This is a genomic window from Nocardia sp. NPDC059229, from assembly GCF_042754165.1.
Classification (GTDB): Bacteria; Actinomycetota; Actinomycetes; order Mycobacteriales; family Mycobacteriaceae; genus Nocardia.
This window is the reverse complement of record NZ_JBHZAK010000002.1, coordinates 344,681-371,179: the sequence shown is the minus strand read 5'-3', so window position 1 is coordinate 371,179 and position 26,499 is coordinate 344,681. Positions and strand designations below refer to the sequence as shown.

Below are 26,499 nucleotides of genomic sequence, written 5' to 3'. Positions count from 1 at the left end.
CTAGCGGGCGTCAGTCGGCGGGCTCCCAGGCGGCGACGAGGTCGAGCAGGCCGGGGAAGCGGGTTTCGAGGTCGTCGATGCGGACCTGGCTGCGGCGTTCGAGGCCGTACTGACGCTGGCGGGTGACACCGGCTTCGCGCAGCGCCTTGAAGTGGTGTGTCAGTGACGATTTCGGGCGGTCGATGCCGAACCAGCCGCAGGAGTGGTCGTAGGCCTCGGATTCGAGCAGCAGCTTCTGGACGATGTGCAGCCGCAGCGGGTCGCTGAGCGCGCCCATGACGGTCTCGAGTCGCAGCTCGTCGAGTCCGGGTTCGGGCAACGGATCCGGCACGACGGCCGGTTCTGCGGGGAGCGTGAACTTCGGCGCGGGGCGCTGCTTGGTCGGCATCGTTGAACTCCTCACGGTCGGCGCTTGTACGACTTTGATCGTACAGCATGCTATGTTCGACTCCGTTCGTACTAGTTCGAGTCGATTCGAACTGTGAGTGGAGGTAGTGGAAGTGGTTGCGACACAATCTCGTCCGGCACGGACCGCGGAGCCGATCGATCTCGGAATCGCATCTCGCATCGCCCCGACGTGGTGGATCTGGCTCGCGGCGTGGCCGGTGACCGCGGTCTTCGTGCTCTCGAACGCGGCGACGCCGCTGTATGTGCTGTGGCAGCGCGACTTCGGGTTCTCCAAGGGCACGATGACCGTGGTCTTCGCGTTCTACATCGTCGGCTTGCTCGGATCGCTGCTGGTGTCCGGCGTCGCCTCGGACCGCCTCGGCCGCAAAGCCGTGTTGATCCCGGCGCTGATCCTCGCGGCGGCCGCGTGTCTGATCTTCGCCACCGCGCCGAGCGTGACCGCGCTGATGATCGCTCGCCTGCTGACCGGCATCGCGGTGGGCGCTGCGGTGTCGGCGGGCATGGCCGCCGTGACCGATGTCGCCGGACCCGAGCGCAAGCACCTGGGCGCGCTCTTCGCCTCGACGGCGATGGTGCTGGGCGCGGGCGTCGGCCCGCTGCTGTCCGGTGTCCTGTCCGAAACCGTCCCGGCCCCGACCGTCACCGTCTTCCTGGTCGAGATCGCGCTGCTGGCAACCGCTTTCGTGACGGTGCTGCGGATGCCCGTCGGCCGTCCGGCGCACCGGGGTGCGGGTTCATGGATCCGGGTGCCCCGGGTGCCCCACGCGAACCGCCGCCAGCTCTTCCTCGGCATCGCGGTGTTCGCGCCCGGAATCACGGCGACATCCTTCGTGCTGTCTCTGGGCCCGGCCCTGCTGTCCGGCCTGCTCGGCACGACGAGCCGGATCGTCGCCGGCGCCATGGCCTTCGCGATGTTCTTCACCGCCACCGCCGTCCAGTTCGCCGCCCGGTCCCTGCCGCGCCCGGCGACGATGGCGATCTCCGCCACCGCGACCGCACTCGCGATGCTCACCCTCGTGATCGCCGTCCACACCCAGTCGCCGACCTCTCTGATCTGCTCGGCGCTGCTCGCCGGGGCGGGCCAGGGCTTGGGCCAGCTGGGTGGGCTGTCCCTGCTCAACCACGCCGTCCCGGCCGCTCGATTGGCAGAAGCCAACGCGGCGTTCAATATCGGCGGCTACATCCCCGCCGGTCTGCTGCCCGTCAGCGCCGGGTACCTGAGCGACATCGTCGGACTCTCGACCGGCGCGACGACCTTCGCACTGACCCTGCTGACACTGTCGGTGCTGGCCATCGGCGCAATCCTGCGCAATCGCCCCGCCCTCACTCCCGCCTGATCCGCCGGCACGCCTTGGCGCAGCACCCTTTCCGGTGGCTGCGCCAAGGCATGTTCGCCGTTCATGCGGGCGTGGGGATGGCTTGGGCTATGAGGAGGTTCGCGGCGCGGTGGACCCGGGTGGTGTCGCCCGTGACCCACCAGTCCTGGATCAGGCCGCGCATACCCGAGATGAGCAGGGTGGCGGAGGCCTCGGGGTCGGGGATGGTGGGGTCGATTCGGCCGAGGGACTGGGTCATTGCGGTGATGAGCACCAGGATGGCGTCGGTCGCGTAGGCCTTGAACGGGCTGTTGGGGACAGTGGCCGCTCCGAGAACCTGGAGCAGTACCGGGAGGCTGTTCGCGAACTGACCTGCGGTGTTGATCGCGAAGGACGCCGAGAGTCGCTCGCGGAGGACCTCCGCGGAGTCGATGCCCGAGAACAGCGCGGCGATATCGGGGCGCTGGGTTTCCAAGGCGGCGACCAGCATTGCCTCTTTCGTTCCGAAGTAGTGGATCAGCATGCGGGAGCTGGTGCCCAGGTATTCCGCCAGCGGGCGCAGGGACAGTTCGGCGAGGCCGTACTCGGCGATGTAGGCGATGACGCCTTCGAGGAGCCGGGCGCGGCGGGCGTGGTCGAGTGGGCGGGGCACGGGTTGACTGTAGCGGGTGGTACAGGTATCCATGTCAGCATGAGTGTAACGACTGGTACAGAAACTCGCCGGGACGTTGTGGTGACGGCAATGGCGGCAACCACCTGCCTGGGGGCCGACCTCGACACCACCTGGTCGCGACTGCTGGCGGGAAACAGCGGGATCGGCACGCTCACAGACGATTTCGTCACCGACAACGACCTGCCGGTGCGCATCGGCGGGCGGCTGGTCGCGCAGCCCGGGGAGCAGTTGACCCGGATCGAGCAGCGGCGGATGTCGTTCGTGCAGCAGCTGGCACTGGTGCTGAGCCGGCAGGTCTGGCGGGAGGCGGGGACGCCCGGCGTCGAGGCGGAACGGCTGGCGGTCGCCGTGGGCACCGGGCTCGGCGGGGGCGAGGCACTGGTCAATGCCGTGGACCTGATGAAGGCCGGGGGCTATCGGAAGGTGCCGCCCATGACGGTGCCCATGGTCATGCCCAACGGTTCGGCGGCCACCGTCGGATTGGAGATCGGCGCGAAAGGCGGTGTGTACGCGCCGGTTTCGGCCTGCGCCTCGGGCGCGGAGGCCATTGCGCACGGCTGGCGGCTGATCGCCACCGGTGAGGCCGACGTGGTGGTGGCGGGCGGCGTCGAGGGGCACATCGACGCGGTGCCGATCGCCAGTTTCGCCATGATGCGGGCCATGAGCACCCGCAATGACGAACCCGAGCGCGCCTCACGGCCTTTCGACAGGGACCGGGATGGGTTCGTGTTCGGCGAGGCGGGCGCGCTGCTGGTGCTGGAGTCGGAAGCGCATGCGCGGGCGCGGGGTGCGCGGATGCTCGGCCGGGTCCTCGGCGCGGGCATCACCTCCGACGGCTACCACATCACCGGCACCGCGCCCGACGGCGACGGCGCCGCCCGCGCCATGCGCAAGGCACTCGCCACGGCCGGTCTGACCGATGCGGACATCGACCACATCAATGCCCACGCCACCGGCACTCAGATCGGCGATGCCTCCGAGGCGAAGGCGATCACGACGGTCGCGCCACATGCCTCGGTGTATGCACCCAAATCGGCCCTCGGCCACTCCATCGGCGCGGTTGGCGCCCTCGAAGCCATGCTCACCCTGCGCACGCTCAACGAGCAGATCGTCCCGCCCACACTGAATTTCGAGACCCCGGACCCGGATACCGAGCTGGATGTGGTGGCCGACAAGCCGCGCCATCAAGAGCTCCGGTACGCGCTGAGCAACTCCTTCGGCTTCGGCGGCCACAATGTCACCCTCGCGCTGGGACGCGCCTGACCGATAGCCCTTGGGCCGCAGCCGGATTCGAAGGCTCAGGGCAACTTGTCCGTCTGGACACGCGGGTCCAGCTTGCGCAGCGTATCGGGGCGGTCGGTCAGGCACGGCCAATCCCGGCTCACCGCTTCGAGAGTCGCATGCCCGGCCGGAATGAGTGCGTCGGCGTCAGGGCGGTCGGCGAGGGTGTCGCCCAGATGGTCACTGGCCGGGCGGTCGAGGGGCTGGATGACGGTGTTCGGCAGATCCAGCAGCACCGAGAGGATGTCCAGGCGGCCGGGCGGAATCAGCGCGCGGGCCGCGGCGAGAGCGGTGGCCGGGACGATGATGGTGTGGCCCGCGTCCGCCGTCGCCCATACCACCGATTGCACGTATGCCACGCGATGCGCCCAGGCGGTCAGCGCTGCGGTGTCGAACACGACGCCGCCCAGCGTCGGGGCGGCGGGGGTCATGCCGCGCCGGCGTGATCGCCGGGATCCTCCTTATCCGATAAGGGCGGCAACCCCTGCACGGCACGGGCGCGATTGATCAGATCCAGCGGCGGGCGGCCGCCGAGCGCGTTCTCCAGGCGGGCCAGCGATTCGGCCCGATCGACCCGGGCCTTCACGGATTCGGCGACGAACGCGGAAATCGAGGCGATGCGGCCGGCGCTGCGCCAATCGTCGAGGGTGGCAGCGATCTCCTCCGGCATCGTCACGGTGATCTTGCGGGTACGACGCGGTCTCGCCATACCGCGATGGTAGAGCGGTATGGCGCGCGGACGCGAGCTGACATCGCCGTGAGACGCGCTACCCGTTGCCGGGGCATCCCGCACGAAAACCGGCCATTCGGATTGCGCTGATCCGAAACCTGCCGGTCAGGCGCGGATCCGAGTTCGATACGGTGGAGTGTGCCCACGGCCGTGGGCGTCGCCGCAATTCTCCAGTCAAGAGGACAGAACTAGATGGATCAGAGTTCGATCGCGTGGGCCGACGGTGCGCTCGTCACCATCGACCAGCGGGCGTTGCCGCACGAGGTGCGGGAGCTTCGGATCACGACGGTCGACGAGGTCATCGATGCGATCAAGACCCTGGCCGTGCGTGGCGCGCCGGCGATCGGCGTGTGCGGCGCGTTCGGTGTGGTGATCGCGGCCCGTGCCGCCGGCACCGACGGCGTGGTCGACGCCGGGCGCGTCGAGGCCGAGGCCGCGCGGATCGCGGACGCCCGGCCGACCGCGGTGAATCTGGCCTGGGGTGTGCAGCGCACGCTGGCCAAGCTTCCCGAGGGACTGCAGGCCATGCTCGCCGAAGCCCTCGACATGCTGGCCGAGGACGGGCGGGTGAATCTGGCCGCCGCCACCGCGGCCGCCGATCTGATCCAGCGGCTGTGCGCGGACCGCCCGCTGCGGCTGCTCACCCACTGCAACACCGGCCGCCTGGCCACCACCGCGTGGGGGACCGCCATCGGCGCGCTGCGGGTGCTGCACCAGCGGGGCGTGCTCGCCGAGGTGATCGTGGACGAGACCCGCCCGCTGCTGCAGGGCGCGCGCCTGACCGCGTGGGAGATGGCCGAAGCCGGTATCCCGCACCGGCTCACCGTCGATTCCGCCGCCGCGTGGGCCATGGCCACCGAGCAGGTGGACGCCGTGGTCGTGGGCGCGGACCGGATCACCGCCGACGGGGCGGTCGCCAACAAGATCGGCACCTACATGCTGGCCATCGCGGCGCAGCACCACGGCATTCCGTTCATCGTGGTCGCACCCGAGTCGACGCGGGACATCTCCACCGCGAAGGGCTCCGACATCGTGGTGGAACAGCGCGCCGCGGCCGAGGTGACCGGATTCGGCGGCGCCGCAACGGCTCCCGAGGGCACGAAGACGTTCAACCCGGCCTTCGACGTCACCCCGGCAGAGCTGGTGACCGCGGTGGTCACCGAGTTCGGGGTGCTCGAGGATCCGGCGGCCGCGCGGACTTCCGCGTCGGCGGTGACCACCCCGAAGTCTGCGGCGGGCGCGGAGATCGCGGAGATCGCGCGCGGTCTCTACGCCAGCGGCTGGATGCCCGGCACGGCCGGCAATATCTCGGTGCGCCAGGGCGATACGGCCCTCGTCACCGCCAGCGGGTTGTCGAAGGGCGAGCTCACCGCCTCCGACATGGTGACCGTCGCCGTGGTCGACTCCAAGCCCGTCGACGCTTCCGGCCGAAAGCCCTCGGCGGAGACCACCATCCACACCGCTGTCTACCGCACGCGCGGTGCCGACGCGGTGGTGCACGTGCACCCGCCGCACGCCACGGCCGTCTCGATCACGACGGCCGGATCAGGCGTCACCACAGCGCGTTTCGCCGGCTACGAGCTCATCAAGGGCCTCGGTTCGGCCCGCCCGGATGTCATCGACATCCCCGTGTTCCCGAACCATGCCGATGTCCCGCAGATCGGCGCGGATATCGAGAAGTACCTGACCGAGCATCCGGAGGCTCCGCCGGTGCTGTTCATCGCCGGGCACGGCATCACCGCCTGGGGTTCGAACCTGGCGCAGGCGCGCGATCGCGCGGAGTGCCTCGAGGCCATGTGCCAGCTGACCATCTTGACCGGACACCGAGAGATTCCGGTGGGCGACCATGTATGAACTGAATACAGCGTTCCGAGAAAGGAACCTCCTATGACCCTGTTGCAGATCATGTCCGACAAGGACGCCGGTGATGTGGTGCTGCGCACCGACGATGACGCGGTGATCGCCGCCGAGCTGGCCAAGCGCGGCATCACCTTCGAGCGCTGGCCGCTGCTGGAGGGTTTCAGCGCCGCCACCACCACCGAGCAGCTGCTGGCCGAATACCAGGGCCGCATCGACGAATTGAATGCCGACGGCCGCTACAAGTTCATCGACGTGGCGCGCATCCACCCCGACGACAGCGATCCGGAGTGGCCCGCCAAGGCGGTCGCCGCCCGCACCAAATTCCTGGACGAGCACCGCCACGCCGAGGACGAGGTCCGCTTCTTCGCGGCCGGTGCGGGCTGCTTCTATCTGCACCTGGGCGACGAGGTGCTGGCGACCGTGTGCACCGCGGGCGATCTGGTCTCGGTGCCGGCGGGCACCCTGCACTGGTTCGACATGGGCACCCGGCCGGAGTTCGTGGCCGTGCGCTTCTTCGAGGAGGAGGACGGCTGGATCGGCGATTTCACCGGCGACAAGATCTCATCCGGCTTCCCGACCCTCGACGAACTGCTGGCCCCGGCATGATCAAGGCGGTCGTGCTCGATATCGAGGGGACCACCAGCCCGACCAGTTCGGTGCGGGAGGACCTCTACGGCTACACCCGCGACCGGCTCCCGGCCTGGCTGGCCGAGAACACCGGCGGCGCAGCCGATCCCATCCTCGAGGCCACCCGCGCCCAGGCGAACCGCCCCGGCGCCGACGCCGCCGAGGTGGCCCGGATCCTCATCGGGTGGCTCGATACCGACGTGAAGTCCGAGCCGCTCAAGGCCGCCCAGGGCATCATCTGCGCCGAGGGCTTCCGCAACGGGTCCCTGCACGGCGAGTTCTTCCCCGACGTGCCGCCGGTGCTGCGCGCCTGGCGCGACGCCGGTCTGGAGCTCTACATCTACTCCTCGGGTTCTGTTCGCAATCAGAAGGATTGGTTCGCGTTCGCCCGGGGCGGCGATCTGTCCCCGCTGATCAGCGGTCACTTCGACCTGTCCACCGCGGGACCGAAGCGCGAAGCCTCCTCCTACGAGAAGATCGCGAGCGCCATCGGCGTCCCCGCCGACCAGATCCTGTTCCTGTCCGACCACCCCGACGAGGTCGACGCCGCCGTGGCGGCCGGCTGGCAGGCCATCGGCGTCACCCGCCCGGGCGAGCCGAACAGCCCGCGCGGTCCGCACCGCTGGATCGGCGACTTCGCCGACGTCGCGCCCAACTGACCTGCCGCACAAGCGAATGCGAGGCGAGCCCGTCCGGATTTCTCCGGGCGGGCTCGCCTCGCATTCGGGACAGCTGTCAGTGCACGCCGGCGGTGGCAGCCCGGTCGATGAGGTACTCGACCAGCGTCATCAGCACGTTCTTGCACGAGCCGCGGTCGCGGGCGTCGCACAGCAGCACCGGGATTCGCTCGTCCAGGTCGAGCGCGTCGCGGACCTCCACCGGGGTGTACAGGGGCGCGCCCTCGAAACAGTTGACGGCCACCGTGAAAGCGACGCCGCGGCGTTCGAAGAAGTCGATCGCCGCGAACGAGCCCTCCAGCCGGCGGGTGTCGGCCAGTACGACCGCGCCCAGCGCACCGCGGGCGAGTTCGTCCCACAGGAACCAGAAGCGGTCCTGGCCGGGCGTGCCGAACAGGTAGAGCACCAGGTTCTGGTCGATGGTGATACGACCGAAGTCCAGCGCCACCGTGGTGGTGGTCTTGCCCTCGACGCCGCGCAGATCGTCGACGCCGGCGGACAATTCGGTAATGAGTTCTTCGGTGCGGAGCGGAGTGATCTCACTGATCGCCCCCACCATCGTTGTCTTGCCCACGCCGAAGCCGCCCGCGATGAGGATTTTCACCGAGGCGGCCATGGGCTGGGCGGTATCAGAGTTTTCGAATGCCATCGAGTACCGCTCGCAGAATGTTGAGGTCACCGGGCGCGGCCTCGGGGGAGGCCGGGGCCCGGAAGTTGAGGATGTTGTCTGAAATCAGGTCCCCCACCAGGATTTTGGTCACCGCCAGCGGCAGCCGCAGGGCGGCCGAGACCTCGGCCACCGACAGCGGCAGCCGGCACAACCGGACGATTTCCGCGTACTCCGGTTCGACACGACGCAGCGGTGGGGCGGCATTGGGTACCACCACCACCGTGAGCATGTCCAGATCGTGTCCCGCACCCATGGTTCGGCCACCGGTCCGTGCGTAGGGGCGCACGAGCGGACCGGCCGCGTCATCGAACCACTGTTCCCCCGGCCCCGGCCTCATGACAGTCGGGGGTTGCCTTGTCCGGCCAGATTGTGGCGCGGGGTGGTGGACAGGTAGTTGCCTACGCGCTGCACGGTCAGGTTCATCTCGTAGGCGACCATGCCGAGGTTGGCCTGTTCGGTGGCCTGCAGCGCGAGGCAGGCGTGGCTGCCGGCGGCAGTCACGAACAGCACCGCGCGCTCGAGTTCGATGACCGCCTGGCGGACGCCGCCGCCGTCGAATCTGCCTCCGGCGCTGCGCGCCAGGCCGTAGAGGGTGGAGGACATGGCACCGAAGTGCTCCGCGTCCTCGCGGCTCATGGCGGAGGAGCGGCCCAGCAGCAGCCCGTCGGTGGAGTGCACCACCGCGTGACGGACGCCTGCGAGCCGGTCGACCAGATCATCGAGTAGCCAGTTGAGATCACCAGCGTTTGAGGTGGTCACCGTCGCCTTCCTGTCGTTCCGACTGTGTGCCTTCGAAGAAGGCCTGGGACTCAGGCCCGAACGAACCGGGGTCGGCCTGGCGGCCCTGCCTGGTTCCGTTTTCGATGGCGGAGAAAAGGTCTCGGGCCTGCTCGGCCGTGCGGGTGGCCTGGACCGTCGACTCGGGGGCCGACTGCTCCTGCGCCAATTCCGGTGCGAGACTTGCCTGCCGGCGCCTACGCGGGAGCGCGGGCCGGGCGTCGGAGCCAGTGTAATGGGAGCGCCCGAATTCGCGAGACCGGAAACCGTTTTCCACCGGCGGGACGGGTTCGGCCGGCGGATTCGGGTTCGGCCGCGGGTTGGTCGGCGGGTCGAACGGCGTTGCGGCTCCGAAGGACATGACCGGCGGCACCAGCGAACCCGTGGACGGCCCGAACGGCTCGCGCTGGGGCGCGACCGGGGCCGCCGGCGCGACGGGCGGTTCCGGTGCGGCCGGAGGTGTGTAGGCCTCGTAGCCGACGATGGGCAGCTCGTAACTCGAGATCGTCGACGGGGGGACCGCCGGTGCCGCGGGGAGCTGCGGCAGCGCGGCCACCGCCAGCGAGGCCGCGGACGGCTCGGCGGCGTCCAGCTGCCGCGGCACGACCGGGATCTCGCCGGTGCGGCCCGAGGGCTGCACGACCACGCTGTTGGGCACCAGCACGATGGCCCGCACGCCGCCGTAGTCGGATTCGGTGAGCCGCACCGAGATCCCGTTGCGGGCCGCCAGCTGGGCGACCACGAAGCGGCCGAGGCGGAAGTCGTCCGGCAGCATGGCGACACCGAAATCGGGTGCGTTGCGCAGGATCTCGTTGATCCGCGCCAGCTCCTCCTCGGGCATGCCCATGCCCTGGTCGATCACCTCGATGGCGACGCCCTTGCCGACCACGTTGCCGCGCACCTCGACCTGCGACTGCGGCGGCGAGAAGTGGGCGGCATTGTCGACGAGTTCGGCGAGCAGGTGCACGAGGTCGGCGACCGCGCTGCCCGCGATGGACACGTCGGGCAGCCGCGCGATCTTGACGCGGGTGTAGTCGAGAGTCTCGCCGACGGCCGAGCGCACGATCTCGAGCAGCTGCACGGGATTACGCCACTGCCGGCCGGGCTGACCGCCCGCGAGAATGATGAGGTTCTCGGCGTTGCGGCGTTCGCGGGTGGCCAGGTGGTCGAGGCGGAAGTAGATGTCGAGCAGCGCCGGATCCTCCTGCGACGACTCCGCGGCGTCGAGGATCTCCAGCTGACGGTGCACGATGACCTGGCTGCGGTGGGCGATATTGAGGAACATCGCCTTGACGCCCTCACGGGTGCGGGCCTCGGTGACGGCGGCGGTCACGGCGGCGGAGTGGGCGTGGGTGAACGCCTTTGCCACCTGGCCGATCTCGTCGTGGCCGAAGTCCAGCACCGCGGCCTCGGCGGCGATGTCGACCGGCTGGCCCGTGCGCAGCTTGGCCATGATCTCGGGCAGCCGCTCGTCGGCCAGCACCAGCGTCTCGTTGCGCAGGCCCTTGAGGCGGCGGATGATCCGGTTCGCGAGCACCAGCGACACCAGGAAGGCGAGCCCGGACACCGCCAGCATGCCGCCGCCGGCGAGCGCGGAGTTGCGGGAATTGCTGTCGGCCACATCGGCGGCCATCTTCTCGTTATGGCGGCTCATCTTCTCCCAGAGGTGCAGGATCTGGGTGTTGAGCCGGGCAACGGTGTCGCGCCACTCCTGCGAGGTGAAGGTCAGCGGTGCGACCTGTGGAGCGGCACCGGGTTTCGCGGGCGGCACGGTCATGGGATCGAGTGCCCGCGACAGCAGCACGTTCTCCATCATGACGATCTTCGTCCAGTCCGGATCGTTCATCAGGGCCTGCATGTCGACGTCACCGTTGGTGCCGTCGCCGCCGGCCAGCACGCCGAGGTTCACCCGGTAGGTGCCTGCCACGCGGGAGAATTCGATGGCCAGCTCGGGCGGCAGGGTGCCGCCGGCGACCAGGACCTCGCCGACCGCGGCCTCGCGGGAGAGCATCTCGGCGGCCTGCACGACCTGCAGGCCGTTGGCGACCTCCAGGGCCACTTCGGAACTGGGCGCGGTGTCGGCGACGATGCGGGTGCCGATCCAGACGAACTCGAGCAGCTTGCCGTAGAAGTAGTAGACATCGGAGATCGACACCGCATTGGTGTCGATCTGGGTGCGCAGACCTGCCAGCTGGCGGGTCAGGGTGAGCAGCCCGCCGACGTCCCCGGTGACGGATTTCGGGCCAAGGTTCTCCATGGCGGCACTGACCGGGGCCATGCCCTGCAACGCAGTGTCGAGACGGGTGCGCGCCTGCGCCAACGACTTCGGACTCGCGTCATCGCCGCCGCCCATCTGGGCGAGGGAGAGCTGACGCTCCTGCTCCACCGCGGCGATCACTTCTCCGGTGGGCGGTCCCGCGGCGGACAACGCGTCCGCCCAATCCCGCGCGTGCTTGCCCTCGACCACCAGGTACCCCGCGCCACCCACGCCGATCACGAGCAGCGCCAGGCTCGGGACAAGTGCGATGGCGAGCACGCGGGTCCGGACCCCGAGCCTCGCTCTGAACATCGGGCAAAGGTAACGGGGCGTAAGTCACATATGCCCCACCGATCCCGTTGAGCGGGACTGAGATTGACTTTCTTATTCATGTATGCCCGTACATCACCAATAATGCCACTGGACAGCTACCTGCTGGCAATCGGAATCCGAGGCAGGACGGCGCAATTCGCGACTCTCACGCACGCTGGCGCGGTGCGGCAGAGAGGAAGGATCCGACCCGCTGCACGGTCAGGTTCATCTCGTAGGCGACCATGCCGAGGTTCGCGTCGGCCGCGGCCTGCAGTGCCAGGCAGGCATTGGCACCCGCCGCGGTGACGAACAGGACCGCGCGGTCGAGTTCGATCACGGCCTGCCGCACCCCGCCCGCGTCGAATCGGTGCCCGGCACTGCGGGACAGCCCGAACAGGGTCGAGGACATGGCACAGAAGTGCTCGGCGTCCTCCCGGCTCATCCGGGCCGACCGGCCGAGCAGCAGCCCGTCGGCGGAATGCACCACCGCGTGCCACACGCCCGCGAGTTTGTCGACGAGATCGTCGAGGAGCCAGTCGAGATCACCAGCGGGGGAGGTGTTCACCTTCGCCTTCCTGTCGGGTGGCGGGCGGCGGGCCGGGATCGATCTGCCGCCCCTGTCGGGTGCCGTTCTCGATGGCCGAGAACAGCTCTCGCGCCTGCTCGGCGCTGCGTTCGTCCGGCGCCGGGGCCACCGCGGGGGAGTGCTCGGCGGCCGGGTGCTCGGCCAGCTCCGGCGCGAGATGCTCCTGGCGCCGCCGCCGCGGCAGCTCGGGCCGGAAATCGGCGGTGACCTGCGTATCCGGTGCGGGGAAGCCCGGTTCGGGCGGGCCCGGATGCCACGCATCGAATGATGCTGCCGCCTCGCGGAATTCCGGCGACGCGGTCGCGGCCTGCTCGAGTTCGGAGCGGCGCTGCGGGGGCCTGGCCTCCGTCCGCGGTTCCGCCGCACCGAGCTCGCCCTCGATCAGCCCGGACGGGATGAGGACGATGGCGCGTGTGCCGCCGTAATCGGAATCGGACAGGCGCACCGAGATGCCGTGCCGGGCGGCGAGCCGCGACACCACGAACAGGCCCAGGCGGGAATCCGAGGACAGGCTGGTGACGGCGAAATCCGGTGGGCCGGCCAGCAGCTCGTTGAGCCGGGCCAGGTGGGACTCGGGAATGCCCATGCCCTGATCGCTGATCTCGACCGCGACCCCGCGGCCCACCGAGGCGCCGGAGATCTCGACGCGCGACTGCGGCGGCGAGAAGGAGGCGGCGTTGTCGATCAGCTCGGCCAGCAGGTGGATGAGATCGGCGACGGATTGGCCGGCAATGAAAGCCGCAGGCAGGCGGCCGGTCTGGACCCGGGTGTAGTCGGCGGTCTCGCCGACTGCGGACCGCACCAGTTCCAGCAGCGGGACCGGATTGCGCCACTGGCGGCCGGGACGTCCGCCCGCGAGAATGATCAGGTTCTCGGCATTGCGGCGTTCCCGGGTGGCCAGGTGGTCGAGCTGGAAGTAGATGTCCAGCAGTTCCGGATCCTCCTGCTGGGACTCGGCCTCGTCGAGGATCTCCAGCTGCCGGTGCACCACCACCTGGCTGCGGTGCGCGATATTGAGGAAGACCGACTTCACGCCCTCGCGGGTACGCGCCTCGGTGACCGCGGCGGCGACGGCCGTCCCGTGGGCGTGGCCGAAAGCCTTGGCGACCTGGCCGATTTCATCGTGGCCGAAGTCCAGGACGGGGGTCTCGGTCTCGATATCGAGGTGTTCACCGGCGGCCAGCCGACTCGTCGTCGCGGGCAGCTGCTCGTCGGCCAGGGCGAAGGTGCGGTCGCGCAAACGCCGGAGCCTGCGGATGATCCGATTGGCCAGCGCCAGCGCGACCAGGATCGCGCCCACCCCGACCACGACCATGCCCGCCCCGGCCGCCAGCGATTTCCTGGTGGTGTCGTCCGCGGCGGCCCCGGCCAGTTGCTGGGCCTCGGCGTTCTCCGCCTGCCAGAGGGTCGCCAGGCCGTGCGTGACCTCCCCGGCGCTGTGCTGCCATTCCGCGACCGAGATCGGGAGCGGTTGCAGCGCCGAGCGTTTGGCCGAGCCGTCCGACGGCACCAGGGTGTGCTGGGCCAGGACCGGCTCCACCACGCCCAGCTGCTGCCACGCGGCGGTCGAGACCAGCGCCCGGGCCGCGGCGGCCTGCTTCTCGTCGGGTGCGCTGACGATGCCGTCGACCCGGGTGCGGTAATAGCCGACCAGGCTGAGGTACTCGGCGCCCAGCTCAGGGGAGAGGTTGTTGCCGTCGATCAGGGCCGCGCCCAGCGCGTTCGCGCGGCTCATGGCCTCGAGGCAGTGCAGTACGTCCGCGGCCTGGGTGAGCTCGACGGCGGTGGCGGCATCGGGCGCGGTCTTCTGCGCGACCTGCACGCCCGCCATGACGGCCTCGGGAATGTGGTTGTAGAAGGCATAGGCGTCGGCCAGCCCGAGCGTGCCCGCATCGACGCCGGCGCGAATTCCGGCGAGCTGCTTGCCCATTTCGCCGAGGGCGTCGGTGGCCTGGCCCATCGACGCGGGCCCGATCCGCGACAGCGCCGACTGAGCCGGGGCGATCAGGCGCACGGCACTGTCGAGCCGCTGGCGTGCCGTCGTCAGCTGGCGCACATCGGAATCCATCCCGGCCACCCGCCACAGGGTCAGCTGCCGTTCGGCCTGAACGGCCCCGATCAGCTCGCGGGTGGGCGCGATGCCCGCCTGCATCTCGTCGGCCCAGGTGCGGGCCTGGTGTGACCGGTCGATCAGGGTGCCGGCGACGCCGAGGCCGATGGCCGCCAACGCCACACTCGGTACCAGCGCGATGGCCAGGATCCGGGTGCGGACCCCGAGCGTCGGAAAGCGCATCGCTGCAACGTAACTGCGCGGCGATGCGCTCGGCGGGTCGAGTCCTTTTGTGCGGGACGGGATTTGACACTCGCGAGACGAGTCCCGTAAGCCGGGAGGTGGCCGATTTCCCGGCGATTTCTTTAGAATTCGTTTACCTTCGAGCCAGCTGTGAGCTTCCTGCGAGACCAGAGTGGGCAAACTTTCAGCACTAGCTTCGTCCGCGCCCGGGACAGCGGGCCGCGCCCGCTGATCCGGGCGCGCGGACGGAGGAGACGAAGTGCAGCACAGGAAACGCGCATGGCCGGTCGCCATCGCGGCCGCCACGGCCACGGTGTCGGCGGCGACACTCATCGCCGGATGCGGATCGGACAGCAAGGCCGACAACGAAGTCCACAACATCATCTATCTGCTCGGCGACGGCATGGGACGCACCCACGTCACCGCGGCCCGGGAACGTTTCGCGGGCGCGAACGGCCGGCTGAACCTCGAACAGCTGCCCTACGTCGGCGCGGTCGCGACCTATGCGGTGGAGCCCGGCAGCGCCAAACCGTCCCTGGTGACCGACTCGGCGTCCGCGGCGACCGCCTGGTCCTCGGGCGTGAAGACCTACAACGCCGCCATCGGCGTGGACGCCTACGGCAGGTCGGTGCCGACCCTCATGGAGCAGGCCAAGGCCGCCGGATTCGCGACCGGCAATGTCAGTACCGCCGAGATCACCGACGCCACACCGGCGGCCATGGTCAGCCACACCCTGTTGCGTGGCTGCCAGGGACCGGCATTCAGCGAATCGTCGTGTCTGCCGAAGAAATCCGACGGCGGCTACTAGGCGCAGCCCGCGGACAAGACGCTGGTCACCCCCATTGCCGAGCAGATCGCTCGTAACAACACCGCCGATGTCATCCTCGGCGGCGGCCTGGCCCGCTTCGAGCCCGACGACCAGAAGGCCATGCAGGACAACGGGTATCAGGTGCTGGGCAGCATGGGCGACCCGGCCCTGAAGGCGCAGACGCCCGAGAGTCAGCAGGTGGCCACCGCCGCCGACCTGAAGGCGGTGACCGGGCAGAAGGTGATCGGCCTGTTCGACCGCGGGAACATGACAGCCACCAATGCCCGCGCCGCACTGCCGGATTCGGCCCCGCAGAAGCAGGAGCCGACGCTGGCCGAGATGACCACCAAGGCCATCGACCTGCTGTCGAAACGCAAGGACAGCAAGGGCTTCCTGCTGCAGGTGGAAGGTGCGCTCATCGACAAGCGCTCCCACGCCAACGACGCCGCCCAGACCCTCGACGAGGTCAAGGCGTTCGACGACGCGGTGGCCGCGGCCCTGGACTTCGCGAAGAAGGACGGGCACACCATGGTGATCGTGACCGCCGACCACGAGTGCGCCGGGTTCAACATCATCGAGAAGAACACCTTCACCAATGCCGAAGCGGTTGCGCCGCCGACGAATGTCGACACCGGCAACCCGGCCAACAACAGCGTCCCGGCGCGCGACGGCAAGGACAGCGTGAAGGACCCCGCACGCTCGGCCGGGTTGATCAACGGTGCGGGACACCAGGATCCGCGCAATTTCGCCCCCGCCACCTTCCGCACGCCGGACGACCCGGCCGAGGTGAAGGACGGCTCTCCCGAGGCGAGCCTGTGGCTGACCTACCTGTCCGGCAACCACACCGGCGCGGACGTGCAGATCTACGCCTACGGCCCCGGCGCGCAGGTGTTCGCGGCGAATCAGGACAACACCTCGCTGTACACCAAGATGCACAAGGCGCTGCTGCCGTGAGGCGGCGAACGGGCTTCCTGAAGATGGGTCTGCTGATGGCAGCCGCGAGCGCGGGTTGTTCGACCGCACCGCACGCCGCCGACCCGGCACCCGCACCCACCCCGATGGCGGCACCGAAGCCCGCTTCAGCGCCCGTCTCGGCGGTCACGGTCTCGCCCGGTGAGGTGCGACTGAGCCCGGGTCCCTTCACCGATCGGGTCCGGCTGAATGGGATTCGGCTCGAAGGCGCTTCGGTGCGCGGCACTCTCGCCATCATCTCCGATATCAGCGATGTACTGGCACTGGAGGTGCACGCGGCCTTCTACGACACGACCGGCCACGTGGTGGGTGCGGGGACCTTCCAGCACGCCGACGCGGAACCCGGCGGTGGCGCGCACGCACCGAACCCGGACGGCATCCCCTTCACGATCACCGCGTCCCCGGCCGATGCGCCGATCTCCGCCGCGGTGCTGTCGATTCCGGTACTGGTCAACGAATAGCCCGCTCCCGCAGCACTTTTCATGATCCCGCGCACGCACCCCTCGTGCGTGCGCGGGATCGGGCCCGTAGCCGGTGCTGCCTCACCGGTGATGGATCCCTGCCCGGGTACTGCTGGCCGTTTCTTCGTTCTGCGTTCATGATCGGTTACAAGATTTCGCAGGTAGCAGCCAAAATCGGGGCAATCACGATATTTCGGCCCAACTGCCCCTCCGGTCGGAACCCGATCCGAGCGGGCGGAATCCCGCAGTCCCGGCCGGGCGCGGGCATAGCGGAGTAGATTGTGTGTATCCACAAGTTACTCGCAAGTAGGAGGCAATGATGCCGGTGCCGGCTGCCGCGGTGTTCGAACGGTTGCGCTCGTTCGCGGCCGTGGATACCACCCAGGACCATGCGACCCGAGCGATCACCGAGGTGTTCACCGGCGAGACCCTGGGCTCGGTGCCGGTCGGGACCGCCGTCGATGTCACGGCCGCCATCGCCAAAGCGCGTATCGCGCAGGCCGAATGGGCCGCGCGCACGCCCAAACAGCGGGCCGAGGTGCTGGATCGGTACCGGGCGCTCGTGGTCGAGAACCGCGAGTACCTGATGGACATCATTCAGGCCGAGACCGGCAAGGCACGGTGGGCGGCCCAGGAGGAGGTCATCGGGCTGATGTTCGCGGCCCGCTACTTCGCCCGGGTGGCTCCGCAGCTGCTCGCCCCGCACGGTGCGGCGGGCGCGTTCCCGGTGCTGAACCGGGCCTCGGTGCGCGCGGTGCCCAAGGGCGTGGTCGGGGTGATCGCGCCCTGGAACTACCCGATGCTGCTCTCGGTGGGCGACTCGATTCCGGCGCTGCTGGCCGGTAACGCCGTGGTGGTCAAGCCCGACAGCCAGACCCCGTACTCCTCGCTGGTCAACGCCGAGCTGTTCGCGCGCGCCGGGCTGCCGCGCGATCTGTTCGCGGTAGTCCCGGGACCCGGCACGGTGGTCGGCACGGCCATCGTCGAGGACTGCGACTACCTGATGTTCACCGGTTCCTCCGCCACCGGCCGCACCCTGGCCGAGCAGTGCGGGCGCCGCCTCATCGGCTTCTCGGCCGAGCTCGGCGGCAAGAACCCGATGATCGTCACCCGCGGCGCCGACCTGAACAAGGCCGCCAAGGCCGCGGTCCGCGCCTGCTTCTCCAATGCGGGCCAGCTGTGCATCTCCATCGAGCGGCTCTATGTCGAGCGCGAGGTTGCCGACCAGTTCACCGCGAAGTTCGTCGCGGCGGTGCGGGCGGCGAAACTCGGTGCCACGTACGACTTCTCTCAGGATATCGGCAGCCTCATCTCCGAGGCTCAGCTGGAGACGGTCACCAAGCATGTGGCCGACGCGGTGTCCAAGGGGGCGAAGGTGCTCGCCGGCGGCAATGCCCGCCCGGACCTGGGCCCGCTGTTCTTCGAACCGACCATCCTGTCCGACGTCACCGACGCGATGGAGTGCGGCCGCAACGAGACCTTCGGCCCGCTGGTGTCGATCTACCCGGTCGACTCGGTACAGGAGGCCATCACCCGCGCCAATGACACCGAGTACGGCCTGAACGCCAGCGTGTGGGCGGGCAGCAAGGCCGAGGGCGAGGACATCGCGGAGCAATTGCACGCGGGCACGGTGAACGTCGACGAGGGCTACGCCCCGGCCTGGGGCACCACCGGCGCGCCGATGGGCGGCATGGGCATCTCCGGCGTCGGCCGCCGCCACGGTCCCGACGGCCTGCTGAAGTTCACCGAACCCCAGTCCATCGTGGTCACGCGGTTCCTGAACCTGGACGCCCCGCCCTTCATCCCGCAGAACACGTGGCAGCCGTTCCTCATGGCCATCGCCCGCGGCATCCGGTTCCTGCCGGGTCGCTGATCCTCCCGCTGGACCACCCGTCCGGCGTGCGTACACTGTACCCGTCGGAAGGGTGGTCGAATGCCGGAGAATCCGCTTACCGCGCCGGGCGCGTGGGACGAGGTCGCTGAGAGTTACGACGAGGTCGTATCGGACATGATGCGGCCGTTCGCGATTCGCGCATTGGAATCGGCCGAACTGAGCGGCCGGTCCCGGGTCATCGATGTGGCCACCGGGCCCGGCGTGCTGGCGCTGCTGGCCGCGCCGCGGGTCGCGGAGGTGGTCGCGGTCGACTTCTCCGAGGCCATGATCCGGCGGCTACGGCGCGCCATCATGCAGGCCGGGGTCGGCAATGTGCTCACCGGCGTCGGCGACGGGCAGGAATTGCGCTACGCCAGTAACACTTTCGACGCCGCGTTCTCGATGTTCGGGCTCATGTTCTTCCCGGACCGGGCCAGCGGGTTCGCCGAGCTGCACCGGGTGCTGCGGCCGGGCGGCATCGCGGTGGTGTCGAGTTGGGCCCCGATCACGGACTCGCCACTGATGACATTGCTGTTCGAGGCGTTCCAGGCCGGGATTCCGGGATTCCCCGCGCCCCAGCCGAATCCGGAGACCCTCGAGAATCCGAACCTGTTCGAGAAGGAGCTGCTCGCGGCCGGTTTCACCGAGGTGGTGCTGCGGCCGCACGCGGAATCGTTCAGTTACGACAGCGCCGAGCAGATGTGGGACCGGCTGACCCGGGGCAGCGCACCACTGCAGGCGACCCGCCGGCGCACCGACAAGGCCACCTGGGCAGCCCAGGAGAAGGTCATGATCGACTATCTGCGCGAGCACTACGTGCCGGGCACGCCGCTGTCGACGACCGCGTGGCTGGGCACCGGTCGCGTTCCGCGATAAGGACTTTCGGATTCGGAGCTGTCCGGAGTCTCCGGGGGTTTACGATGGCGCGGCCGACCCGGAGAAACCGGCCGCGCCACCTTCCTTCATCCGGCCAGCTCGTTGCCGCGCAGCGGAGCGGGAGCCGCTTCCAACGCCGCTGTCTCGGCATCGGTGAACAGGCGTGACCGGATGACGAATCGGACTCCCTCGGGGGCCTCGAGGGAGAAACCACCGCCGCGGCCGGGGACCACGTCGACGGTCAGATGGGTGTGGCGCCAGTACTCGTACTGGTCGGCGCTGATCCAGAACGCCGTGTCCGGGAAGACGCGGCCGAGCAGCACATCGGCCGCGCCCACCCGGAATTCGCCCAGGGGGTAACACATCGGGGAGCTGCCGTCGCAGCAGCCGCCCGATTGGTGGAACATCACCGGACCATGGTGATCGATGAGGTCCTGCAGCACGTGTGCGGCGGCCTCGGTGATGGTCACCCGGGATACGGAACCTGCTTTCATCACGCTCCTCGCAGACCGTCCGGCCCGTCCGACTCCGAATTACCGACAAAAGTTCCGAATGAACCGAAGTGCTTGCGGTTCAGAAGAATCCGAGCTTGTTCGGGGAGTAGGACACGAGCAGGTTCTTGGTCTGCTGATAGTGGTCGAGCATCATACGGTGGTTTTCCCGGCCGATGCCGGACTTCTTGTAGCCGCCGAACGCCGCGTGCGCGGGATAGGCGTGGTAGCAGTTGGTCCACACCCGGCCGGCCTTGACCGCGCGGCCCACCCGGTAGGCGGTGCTGCCGTCGCGGGTCCACAGGCCCGCGCCGAGGCCGTAGAGCGTGTCATTGGCGATGGTTACCGCTTCGACCTCGTTGTCGAAGCGGGCCACCGCTACCACCGGACCGAAGATTTCCTCCTGGAAGATCCGCATGTCATTGCGGCCCTCGAAGATCGTCGGTTCGATGTAGTACCCATTGGGGAAGCCCTCCACCTTGCGCATCTCGCCGCCGGTGAGGACCGTCGCGCCCTCTTTGCGGCCGATGTCGATGTAGGACAGGATCTTTTCGTACTGGTCGTTACTGGCCTGCGCGCCGATCATGGTCGTGTCATCGAGCGGATTGCCGCCCTTGATGGCCTTGGTGCGCTCGAGGCAGCGGGCCATGAACTCGTCGTAGATGGACGAGTGGATCAGCGCCCGCGACGGGCAGGTGCAGACCTCGCCCTGGTTGAGCGCGAACATCACGAAGCCCTCGACGGCCTTGTCCAGGAAGGCGTCGTCGGCGGCCATGACATCGGGGAAAAAGATATTCGGGCTCTTGCCGCCGAGTTCCAGGGTGACCGGGATGATGTTCTCGCTGGCGTACTGCATGATGAGCCGGCCCGTGGTGGTCTCGCCGGTGAAGGCGACCTTGGCGACGCGCGGGCTGGAGGCCAGCGGCTTGCCCGCCTCGACGCCGAAACCGTTGACCACGTTGACGACTCCGGGCGGCAACAGGTCGGCGATGAGCTCGATGACCAGCAGCAGCGAGGCCGGCGTCTGCTCGGCGGGCTTGATGACCACGCAGTTGCCGGCCGCGAGCGCGGGGGCCAGCTTCCAGGCGGCCATGAGGATCGGGAAGTTCCACGGAATGATCTGCCCGACCACACCCAACGGTTCCTGGAAGTGATAGGCGACGGTGTCGGCGTCGATCTGGGAGAGATGGCCCTCCTGCGCGCGCACCGCGCCGGCGAAGTAACGGAAGTGGTCGACCGTCAAAGGCAGGTCGGCGGCGAGGGTTTCGCGGACCGGCTTGCCGTTCTCCCAGGTTTCGGCGACAGCGAGCCGCTCCAGGTTCGCCTCGATCCGGTCGGCGATCCTGTTGAGGATCTTGGCACGATCCGTCACCGACGTGGCACCCCAGGCGTCGGCCGCCCGGTGCGCCGCCTCCAGGGCCATATCGATGTCCGCGGCACTCGAACGTGCCACCTGGCAGAAGGTTTCACCGTCGATCGGGGAGGGATTGTCGAAGTATCTGCCCTCGATCGGCGCTTTCCACTCGCCGCCGATGAAGTTGTCATAGCGGCGGTTGAAGCTGACGATGCTCCCGTCGGTGCCGGGTTTTGCGTAGATCATGGCGCGGCTCCTGATCCCGTATCTGCGGTGACGGGGGCCACTATGAACCGCGAAGGTTGGCGGGAGGTTGGCGCCGGGTTGGCGAAACGTTGCTGAGTCACTGCCGTTGAATACGACTGCGGTAATGGACATTCCGGACAAGGCCGACATATTCGTGGCACGGTGGGCACCCGTGCACGCGCTGCGGCATCGATTACGCGCGCAAGGCGGTGTGCAGGCGTGCGGTCGCCAGGGCGCGGCGGCTGTCGCCGTGCGGGAGCAGGTGCAGCACGTGCTCGTGGATCTCGATGTCGTCCGGGCAGCGCTGGCCGAAACGTAGGGCGTGCTCGGGGTTGCGGTCGGCGAGCACGGCGGTGCGCAGGCAGACGTCGAGGTGTTCGCGCCACTGCACGATGCCCGGAACGTCCGAATCAGGCAGCAGCGGACCGCGATACAGGCGGACGGCGGTGGTCAGGTCGCCCGCTTCGAGGGCGGCGAGCAGTTCGACGGCGTCACAGGCGAGGGGTTCGGTGAGCATGTACCGGCGGTCGGCGATGCGGCCGTCGGTCGCGGCGCGCAGGCGGGAGACGTCGGCCTTGAGGGTGCTGGAGGACACCGACCGGTCACCATAGACGGCCTCGTGCAAGCGTTCCGGCGTGAAGCCCTCGGGCTCCAGGGCGAGCAGGGTCAGGATCTCCAGCTGCCGGGGCCGCATCGCCATCTGCTTGCCCTGCTTGTAGAGACGTGGCACCCCCAGCGATTCCAGCCGGGTATCACCGGCGGGGCGGGACTGTTCGGCATGTACTCGGGCTTCGATGGCTGTCACCAGGGCTCGGACCGTTGTGAGGATGAGCGGATGTGAGCGATCCCAATACGTCGACAAATCCAGCACGCCGAGCTGACGACCGTCGGCGGCGCGGATGGGCGCACAGTAACAGACCCAGCCGTGCAGCGCCTCCACCAGATGCTCGGCGGCCCAAACCGAGGTGGGGCGGCCGCTGTGCAGCGACAGCGCGACACCGCTGGTGCCCATGTACGGTTCGTCCCAGCAGCCGCCGGGCGCGAGATTGACCGATTCCGCCCGTCGCCGTACCGATCGGTCGCCACAGCTGAAGAGCACGGTCCCCGTGTCGTCGGTGACCACCGCGACCATGCCCGAATCCTCCGACAGGGCCCGGAGCTCACCGGCCATCTCGGTGATGGGCGTGCGCAACGGCGATTCGGCCCAGCGCGAACCCAATTCGTCTCGATCGGTTCCGGGCGCCACCGCGCGCGTCGGATCCACCGTGCGCAGCGACCGCTCCCACGACTCCGCCACTTCGTTGCGCAGCACCACTTCGTTGCCGGGCGGTCGGCCCGAGGAGGCCGTGGTCCACCGCACCCATGCCTTCTCCAACTCCGCACGCTGGTGCGAAGGGACTGGCAGCTGTGTCATGGCGCAAACTCCTCGCGGTGCGACCGGACCGAGCGATATCCCATGATGGCGCGCGGTCGCATCGCGCGGGCCGCATTCGCCGCAGTCCGTGCGCTAATTCGTTCCGGGCGGCTTCGCAGCCTTCGCCGCCCCGGTTCGGCGCCCTCGAACGGTTCCGGATTCCACTGGTAGACAAGAAGTCATGGTCCTCCCCTTCCGCTTCGGCGTGAACCTGCTGACCCCCGCATCCCGCCCGGAATGGATCGAGAAGTGCCGTCGCGCCGAGGGACTCGGCTACGACGTCATCGGAGTGCCCGACCATCTCGGGCTGCCCGCGCCGTTCCCGGCGCTCATGCTGGCCGCGGATGTCACCGAACGGCCGCGGCTGAACACCTTCGTGCTCAATACGCCCTTCTACAACCCGGTTCTGCTGGCCCGGGACGTGGCCGGGCTGGATCAGCTCACCGGAGGGCGGTTCGAGCTGGGGCTGGGGGCCGGGTACGTGCGTGCCGAATTCGAGGCCGCCGGAATGCCGTTCCCGTCGGCGGGCCGCCGCGTCGCACACCTCGAGGAGACGGTCACGACGCTGCGCCGCCTCTACGCCGATCCGGAGTATCAGCCGCGTCCGGCGCAGCCTTCCGGGCCGCCGCTGCTCATGGCCGGCTGGGGTGAGCGGGCGCTGCGGCTGGCCGCCGAGTACGCCGACATCGTCGCCTTCACCGGCGCGAGCTCGGCCGACAGCGGGCTGCTCACGCTCGCGGACGCCGACTCGACCGCGAAGAAGACGGACTATGTGCGCGGGCTGCTCGGAAACCGGGCCGGCGCCGTCGAATTCAACCTGCTCGTGCAGGGCATCGCCGCACCCGCCGATCGCGAGGCCGCGGTCGCCTACCTCACCGAGCACCTGCCCTTCGGCTACACCGGCGCGCTCGAGGACCTGCCCGTACTGCTGGTCGGCACCGCCGCGCAGATGGCCGAGGCCCTGCGCGAACGCCGGGAACGCTTCGGGTTCAACTACATCACCGTGCTCGAGCACAACATGGACCGGTTCGCGCCGCTCATCGAGCTGCTCAAGGGGGAGTGACCCCCGCAGGACTCAGGTGCCCGGGACCGCGTCGGGGGCGATGAACATGTAGCTCTTCTCCTCCACCCGCTGCTTGATGCGCCATTCGCCGTCCATGCGCACGAAGGTGTCGTGATACCAGAGCCCGCACAGCATGAGCTGCCGCGTGCCGTCGGCGGCGGTGACCAGCATGGGGTTGTGGCACATGGTGCGGGCGGTGGCGTTATCGCCCTCCACTCGAATGGAGGAGTTACTGATCATGTGCTGGAAGGCGGAGAAGTTCGGCATGACGGTGGCGAGGAACTTCTTGGTGGATTCCACGTCACCGGCCGGGCCGCCCATGGCGGTGTAGTCGATGTGCGCGTCGGGGGTGAAGATTTCGTCCAGCAGCTCCCATTGGTGGGTGTCCACGGCGTGGGAATAGCGGACCATGAGGTCCTCTATTTCCAGGCGGTCCGAAATCTCCTGCAGGGACAGCATGGTGCCTCCGAGTGGTGCCGATAACTGTTCAGGGACGGTGGGCCAGCGTACGGCGAGGCGGACGTTGATCTTGCCGTTTCCGAAAGATACGGGGATGCAATAGATCTCGTTCGGACCGGTCCGTCATCAGGTCAGACCGCTTTTTCGCCGATCCGGTAGTCCTTGGCCGCGACGGTCCGGGCCACCTTTTGCGGCGCGCCGCCGATGAGGCCGCGCCAGGGCAGGTAGGGGAGGAGGCGGACGTTCAGGTTGCGGAAGGCGATCATGGCCTTGGAGTTCGGGGCGTACCAGCCGCCGACGCCTGCGGCGAAGCGCTGGCAGGCGTCGACCACGGGTCGCATTTCGCGCTCGTAGGCGGCGAAGGCCACGCGGTGATCGCCTGCGGCGGCGGCCAATTCCCCGGCCAGCACATAGGCGCCGACGAGGGCGAGATTGGCGCCCTGTCCCGAGAGCGGGGAGGCGCAGTAGCCGGCGTCGCCGACCAGGGCGATGCGGCCGGCCGACCAGGTGTCCATGCGGATCTGCGCCATGGCGTCGAAGTAGAAGTCCGCGGCGTCGGGCAGTTCGGCGAGCAGGCGCGGCACCTCCCAGCCCTGGCCCGCGAAGGTTTCGGTGAGGATGCGGCGCTGGGCCGCGGTGTCGCGGTAGTCGTAGTCGAAAGGCTCGGAGGCCCAGGCGAAGATGGCTTTGGCCTCGGTGTTGTGGCGGGCGCTGTAGCTGCCCGCGATCTTGCCGGGAGTGTTGTAGTCCAGTTCCCAGTGGTCGAGGTCCAGCAGGTTCGGGGTCGTGTAGATCGCGATGTAGTACCCCATATGGTGCAGGAAGCCTGACTCCGGGCCGAAAGCCAGCGTGCGCGTGTGGGAATGGACGCCGTCCGCGCCGATGACCAGGTCGAAGGTGCGCGGCGCGGCGTGCTCGAAGGTGACGTGGACGCCGTCTTCGTCCTCACGCATCGCCACGATGGAGTCGCCGAACAGGTATTCCACGCTGTCCCGCGTCGCCTCGTACAGCACCTCGGCCAGATCGCCGCGCTGAATCTCGGTGTCGCCGTTGGCCCCGACGCCATTGAAGATCTCGGCGGAGATACTGGCGCGGACCTTCCCGGCGGCGTCGGCATAGGAGGTGCCGCGCTTGCCCGTGCTGCGGGCGTGGACCTGCTCGAGCAGGCCCATCCGCCGGACCACCTCGGTGGCGGTGCCGAGGACGTCGATGGCCTGCCCGCCCGGCCGCGGGGCGGGGGACTTCTCGACGATCGTGGGTGTTAATCCGTAGCGCTGCAACCAGAAGGCGAGGGCGGGCCCCGCGATGCTGGCGCCGGAGATGAGGACGTTCTTGGTGCTCGTCTGCTGCATGGCTCGACCATAGAACCGATTTGGGCAATTGCGCAAGACATTCGTCTGATGCGTATGCTCTAGTCTGGCCTGCATGGGAAATCGTGAGGATCTGCTCGCCGGCGCGCGGCAGTGCCTGTTCGACAAGGGCTATGCCCGCACCACCGTGCGCGATATCGCCGCTGCCTCGGGGGTGAGCATGGCCGCCATCGGCTACCACTTCGGGACCAAGGAGGCGCTGCTCACCGCCGCTCTCGTCGAGGCCACCCGGGAGTGGGGCGACGAACTCGCGAGCACGCTGGGCGACGCGGCCGACCCGGGCCCGGATCCGCTGCGGCACTTCGCCTCTCGCTGGGACGCGGTCCGCGAGTCCATCACTGCGCACCGCGGACTGTGGGGAGCGACCTTCGACGCGCTCTCCCATCCCGAGACCCGGGCCCAGCTGGCCGAGCAGACCGACGAGTCGCGGTCGGGTCTGGCCCGGCTCTTCGGCGACACCGGCGCGGGCGACACCGGCCGGACTGTCGGCGCGTTCTATCAGGCGCTGCTGGTGGGGCTCGCGGCGCAGGCGCTCATCGACCCCGAAACCGCCCCCACCGGAGCGGAACTCGCCGAGGGGCTGCGTCGGATCGCCGGGCTGCCGGCGGCTTCCGGCGAGTAGGCGACCCCGCGCCCCAGCGCCGA

Annotated in this window: 25 protein-coding genes and 1 pseudogene; 11 read left to right on the top strand and 15 right to left on the bottom strand. The window is 68.9% G+C overall.

The window, feature by feature from the left end:
* Window positions 1-10: 10 nt before the first annotated feature.
* On the bottom strand, window positions 11-388 hold the full coding sequence (locus ACFXHE_RS07950) for an ArsR/SmtB family transcription factor (protein ID WP_379381011.1): 378 nt from the start codon (window positions 386-388) through the stop codon (window positions 11-13).
* A 112-nt stretch (window positions 389-500) separates the two neighbouring features.
* Here ACFXHE_RS07950 and ACFXHE_RS07945 point away from each other — a divergent pair, with 112 nt between their 5' ends.
* Window positions 501-1,745, top strand: coding sequence for an MFS transporter (locus tag ACFXHE_RS07945; protein WP_379381009.1), 1,245 nt, complete (start codon window positions 501-503; stop codon window positions 1,743-1,745).
* 61 nt (window positions 1,746-1,806) lie between these two features.
* On the opposite strand, the gene ACFXHE_RS07940 is transcribed toward ACFXHE_RS07945, so the two are convergent.
* Window positions 1,807-2,376, bottom strand: coding sequence for a TetR/AcrR family transcriptional regulator (locus ACFXHE_RS07940; protein WP_379381007.1), 570 nt, complete (start codon window positions 2,374-2,376; stop codon window positions 1,807-1,809).
* A gap of 39 nt (window positions 2,377-2,415) precedes the next feature.
* Here ACFXHE_RS07940 and ACFXHE_RS07935 point away from each other — a divergent pair, with 39 nt between their 5' ends.
* Window positions 2,416-3,660: a KasA/KasB family beta-ketoacyl-ACP synthase gene (locus ACFXHE_RS07935; protein ID WP_379381005.1), complete on the top strand. Its 1,245-nt coding sequence runs from the start codon at window positions 2,416-2,418 to the stop codon at window positions 3,658-3,660.
* A gap of 35 nt (window positions 3,661-3,695) precedes the next feature.
* Here ACFXHE_RS07935 and ACFXHE_RS07930 read toward each other — a convergent pair whose 3' ends face one another.
* Together ACFXHE_RS07930 and ACFXHE_RS07925 are read right to left on the bottom strand one after the other, a co-directional pair.
* On the bottom strand, window positions 3,696-4,109 hold the full coding sequence (locus ACFXHE_RS07930; RefSeq protein WP_033091132.1) for a hypothetical protein: 414 nt from the start codon (window positions 4,107-4,109) through the stop codon (window positions 3,696-3,698).
* Entirely contained in the window at window positions 4,106-4,387 is a 282-nt protein-coding gene (locus ACFXHE_RS07925) for a hypothetical protein (RefSeq protein WP_379381003.1), read from the bottom strand. Before ACFXHE_RS07925 ends, ACFXHE_RS07930 begins: the two co-directional genes overlap by 4 nt.
* 213 nt (window positions 4,388-4,600) lie before the next feature.
* On the opposite strand from ACFXHE_RS07925, the gene mtnA reads away from it, so the two are divergent.
* From mtnA to mtnC, 3 genes are read left to right on the top strand one after another with little or no spacing between them, the layout of a single operon-like run.
* Window positions 4,601-6,262, top strand: coding sequence for an S-methyl-5-thioribose-1-phosphate isomerase (gene mtnA, locus ACFXHE_RS07920; protein WP_379381001.1), 1,662 nt, complete (start codon window positions 4,601-4,603; stop codon window positions 6,260-6,262).
* Between the two features lie 33 nt (window positions 6,263-6,295).
* Complete coding sequence (locus ACFXHE_RS07915; protein ID WP_354832688.1) at window positions 6,296-6,874, top strand: cupin; 579 nt, start codon at window positions 6,296-6,298, stop codon at window positions 6,872-6,874.
* Window positions 6,871-7,554 carry an acireductone synthase gene (gene mtnC / locus ACFXHE_RS07910; protein WP_379380999.1) on the top strand — a complete coding sequence of 228 codons (684 nt, stop codon included), beginning with the start codon at window positions 6,871-6,873 and terminating at the stop codon, window positions 7,552-7,554. Before ACFXHE_RS07915 ends, mtnC begins: the two co-directional genes overlap by 4 nt.
* Window positions 7,555-7,630: 76 nt before the next feature.
* Here mtnC and ACFXHE_RS07905 read toward each other — a convergent pair whose 3' ends face one another.
* The 6 genes from ACFXHE_RS07905 to ACFXHE_RS07880 form a co-directional block, all read right to left on the bottom strand.
* Window positions 7,631-8,221 carry an ATP/GTP-binding protein gene (locus tag ACFXHE_RS07905; protein WP_379380997.1) on the bottom strand — a complete coding sequence of 197 codons (591 nt, stop codon included), beginning with the start codon at window positions 8,219-8,221 and terminating at the stop codon, window positions 7,631-7,633.
* On the bottom strand, window positions 8,202-8,579 hold the full coding sequence (locus tag ACFXHE_RS07900; protein ID WP_354832682.1) for a DUF742 domain-containing protein: 378 nt from the start codon (window positions 8,577-8,579) through the stop codon (window positions 8,202-8,204). The genes ACFXHE_RS07905 and ACFXHE_RS07900 overlap by 20 nt, the downstream gene beginning before the upstream one ends.
* Window positions 8,576-9,001 carry a roadblock/LC7 domain-containing protein gene (locus ACFXHE_RS07895; RefSeq protein WP_040857697.1) on the bottom strand — a complete coding sequence of 142 codons (426 nt, stop codon included), beginning with the start codon at window positions 8,999-9,001 and terminating at the stop codon, window positions 8,576-8,578. The genes ACFXHE_RS07900 and ACFXHE_RS07895 overlap by 4 nt, the downstream gene beginning before the upstream one ends.
* Window positions 8,979-11,588: a nitrate- and nitrite sensing domain-containing protein gene (locus tag ACFXHE_RS07890; protein ID WP_379380995.1), complete on the bottom strand. Its 2,610-nt coding sequence runs from the start codon at window positions 11,586-11,588 to the stop codon at window positions 8,979-8,981. Before ACFXHE_RS07890 ends, ACFXHE_RS07895 begins: the two co-directional genes overlap by 23 nt.
* Before the next feature lie 166 nt (window positions 11,589-11,754).
* Window positions 11,755-12,153, bottom strand: a complete 399-nt coding sequence (locus ACFXHE_RS07885) for a roadblock/LC7 domain-containing protein (RefSeq protein ID WP_379380993.1) — start codon at window positions 12,151-12,153, stop codon at window positions 11,755-11,757.
* A complete protein-coding gene (locus ACFXHE_RS07880) occupies window positions 12,131-14,467 on the bottom strand; it encodes a nitrate- and nitrite sensing domain-containing protein (RefSeq protein WP_379380991.1) in 2,337 nt (778 codons plus the stop codon). Before ACFXHE_RS07880 ends, ACFXHE_RS07885 begins: the two co-directional genes overlap by 23 nt.
* Before the next feature lie 259 nt (window positions 14,468-14,726).
* Between ACFXHE_RS07880 and ACFXHE_RS07875 the strand changes: the two are divergent.
* The 4 genes and pseudogenes from ACFXHE_RS07875 to ACFXHE_RS07860 all read left to right on the top strand — a co-directional run bounded on the left by ACFXHE_RS07875 (window position 14,727) and on the right by ACFXHE_RS07860 (window position 19,457).
* Window positions 14,727-16,229: pseudogene (locus ACFXHE_RS07875) on the top strand (alkaline phosphatase).
* A complete protein-coding gene (locus tag ACFXHE_RS07870) occupies window positions 16,226-16,708 on the top strand; it encodes a hypothetical protein (protein WP_379380989.1) in 483 nt (160 codons plus the stop codon). Before ACFXHE_RS07875 ends, ACFXHE_RS07870 begins: the two are co-directional and overlap by 4 nt.
* A 319-nt stretch (window positions 16,709-17,027) precedes the next feature.
* A complete protein-coding gene (locus ACFXHE_RS07865; protein WP_379380987.1) occupies window positions 17,028-18,581 on the top strand; it encodes a succinic semialdehyde dehydrogenase in 1,554 nt (517 codons plus the stop codon).
* A 60-nt stretch (window positions 18,582-18,641) separates the two neighbouring features.
* A complete protein-coding gene (locus ACFXHE_RS07860; RefSeq protein WP_379380985.1) occupies window positions 18,642-19,457 on the top strand; it encodes a class I SAM-dependent methyltransferase in 816 nt (271 codons plus the stop codon).
* Between the two features lie 86 nt (window positions 19,458-19,543).
* Here the strand turns inward: ACFXHE_RS07860 and ACFXHE_RS07855 are convergent, their stop codons facing one another.
* The 3 genes from ACFXHE_RS07855 to ACFXHE_RS07845 form a co-directional block, all read right to left on the bottom strand.
* Entirely contained in the window at window positions 19,544-19,951 is a 408-nt protein-coding gene (locus tag ACFXHE_RS07855) for a DUF779 domain-containing protein (protein ID WP_354832666.1), read from the bottom strand.
* A 79-nt stretch (window positions 19,952-20,030) separates the two neighbouring features.
* Window positions 20,031-21,548, bottom strand: coding sequence for an aldehyde dehydrogenase family protein (locus tag ACFXHE_RS07850; protein ID WP_379380983.1), 1,518 nt, complete (start codon window positions 21,546-21,548; stop codon window positions 20,031-20,033).
* 193 nt (window positions 21,549-21,741) lie between these two features.
* Entirely contained in the window at window positions 21,742-22,962 is a 1,221-nt protein-coding gene (locus ACFXHE_RS07845; RefSeq protein ID WP_379380981.1) for a transcriptional regulator, read from the bottom strand.
* A 181-nt stretch (window positions 22,963-23,143) separates the two neighbouring features.
* Here ACFXHE_RS07845 and ACFXHE_RS07840 point away from each other — a divergent pair, with 181 nt between their 5' ends.
* Window positions 23,144-24,025, top strand: coding sequence for an LLM class F420-dependent oxidoreductase (locus ACFXHE_RS07840; protein WP_379380979.1), 882 nt, complete (start codon window positions 23,144-23,146; stop codon window positions 24,023-24,025).
* A gap of 12 nt (window positions 24,026-24,037) precedes the next feature.
* Here the strand turns inward: ACFXHE_RS07840 and ACFXHE_RS07835 are convergent, their stop codons facing one another.
* Together ACFXHE_RS07835 and ACFXHE_RS07830 are read right to left on the bottom strand one after the other, a co-directional pair.
* Window positions 24,038-24,484, bottom strand: a complete 447-nt coding sequence (locus tag ACFXHE_RS07835) for a nuclear transport factor 2 family protein (protein ID WP_379380977.1) — start codon at window positions 24,482-24,484, stop codon at window positions 24,038-24,040.
* 131 nt (window positions 24,485-24,615) lie between these two features.
* The gene (locus ACFXHE_RS07830) at window positions 24,616-25,836 is read right to left on the bottom strand and encodes an FAD-dependent monooxygenase (RefSeq protein ID WP_379380975.1); all 1,221 of its coding nucleotides are present in this window, start codon (window positions 25,834-25,836) and stop codon (window positions 24,616-24,618) included.
* Between the two features lie 73 nt (window positions 25,837-25,909).
* Here ACFXHE_RS07830 and ACFXHE_RS07825 point away from each other — a divergent pair, with 73 nt between their 5' ends.
* Window positions 25,910-26,476 carry a TetR/AcrR family transcriptional regulator gene (locus tag ACFXHE_RS07825; protein ID WP_379380973.1) on the top strand — a complete coding sequence of 189 codons (567 nt, stop codon included), beginning with the start codon at window positions 25,910-25,912 and terminating at the stop codon, window positions 26,474-26,476.
* The last annotated feature ends 23 nt before the right edge of the window (window positions 26,477-26,499 follow it).

Bases quoted from the DNA above. Each gene is read 5' to 3' on its own strand.
- ACFXHE_RS07890 (WP_379380995.1), bottom strand. From the start codon at position 11,588: ATGTTCAGAGCGAGGCTCGGGGTCCGGACCCGCGTGCTCGCCATCGCA.
- ACFXHE_RS07915 (WP_354832688.1), top strand. From the start codon at position 6,296: ATGACCCTGTTGCAGATCATGTCCGACAAGGACGCCGGTGATGTGGTG.
- mtnC (WP_379380999.1), top strand. From the start codon at position 6,871: ATGATCAAGGCGGTCGTGCTCGATATCGAGGGGACCACCAGCCCGACC.
- ACFXHE_RS07950 (WP_379381011.1), bottom strand. From the start codon at position 388: ATGCCGACCAAGCAGCGCCCCGCGCCGAAGTTCACGCTCCCCGCAGAA.
- ACFXHE_RS07860 (WP_379380985.1), top strand. From the start codon at position 18,642: ATGCCGGAGAATCCGCTTACCGCGCCGGGCGCGTGGGACGAGGTCGCT.
- ACFXHE_RS07865 (WP_379380987.1), top strand. From the start codon at position 17,028: ATGCCGGTGCCGGCTGCCGCGGTGTTCGAACGGTTGCGCTCGTTCGCG.
- ACFXHE_RS07830 (WP_379380975.1), bottom strand. From the start codon at position 25,836: ATGCAGCAGACGAGCACCAAGAACGTCCTCATCTCCGGCGCCAGCATC.
- ACFXHE_RS07840 (WP_379380979.1), top strand. From the start codon at position 23,144: ATGGTCCTCCCCTTCCGCTTCGGCGTGAACCTGCTGACCCCCGCATCC.
- ACFXHE_RS07850 (WP_379380983.1), bottom strand. From the start codon at position 21,548: ATGATCTACGCAAAACCCGGCACCGACGGGAGCATCGTCAGCTTCAAC.
- ACFXHE_RS07835 (WP_379380977.1), bottom strand. From the start codon at position 24,484: ATGCTGTCCCTGCAGGAGATTTCGGACCGCCTGGAAATAGAGGACCTC.
- ACFXHE_RS07845 (WP_379380981.1), bottom strand. From the start codon at position 22,962: ATGACACAGCTGCCAGTCCCTTCGCACCAGCGTGCGGAGTTGGAGAAG.
- mtnA (WP_379381001.1), top strand. From the start codon at position 4,601: ATGGATCAGAGTTCGATCGCGTGGGCCGACGGTGCGCTCGTCACCATC.
- ACFXHE_RS07925 (WP_379381003.1), bottom strand. From the start codon at position 4,387: ATGGCGAGACCGCGTCGTACCCGCAAGATCACCGTGACGATGCCGGAG.
- ACFXHE_RS07825 (WP_379380973.1), top strand. From the start codon at position 25,910: ATGGGAAATCGTGAGGATCTGCTCGCCGGCGCGCGGCAGTGCCTGTTC.
- ACFXHE_RS07900 (WP_354832682.1), bottom strand. From the start codon at position 8,579: ATGAGGCCGGGGCCGGGGGAACAGTGGTTCGATGACGCGGCCGGTCCG.
- ACFXHE_RS07855 (WP_354832666.1), bottom strand. From the start codon at position 19,951: ATGAAAGCAGGTTCCGTATCCCGGGTGACCATCACCGAGGCCGCCGCA.
- ACFXHE_RS07935 (WP_379381005.1), top strand. From the start codon at position 2,416: ATGAGTGTAACGACTGGTACAGAAACTCGCCGGGACGTTGTGGTGACG.
- ACFXHE_RS07930 (WP_033091132.1), bottom strand. From the start codon at position 4,109: ATGACCCCCGCCGCCCCGACGCTGGGCGGCGTCGTGTTCGACACCGCA.
- ACFXHE_RS07905 (WP_379380997.1), bottom strand. From the start codon at position 8,221: ATGGCATTCGAAAACTCTGATACCGCCCAGCCCATGGCCGCCTCGGTG.
- ACFXHE_RS07880 (WP_379380991.1), bottom strand. From the start codon at position 14,467: ATGCGCTTTCCGACGCTCGGGGTCCGCACCCGGATCCTGGCCATCGCG.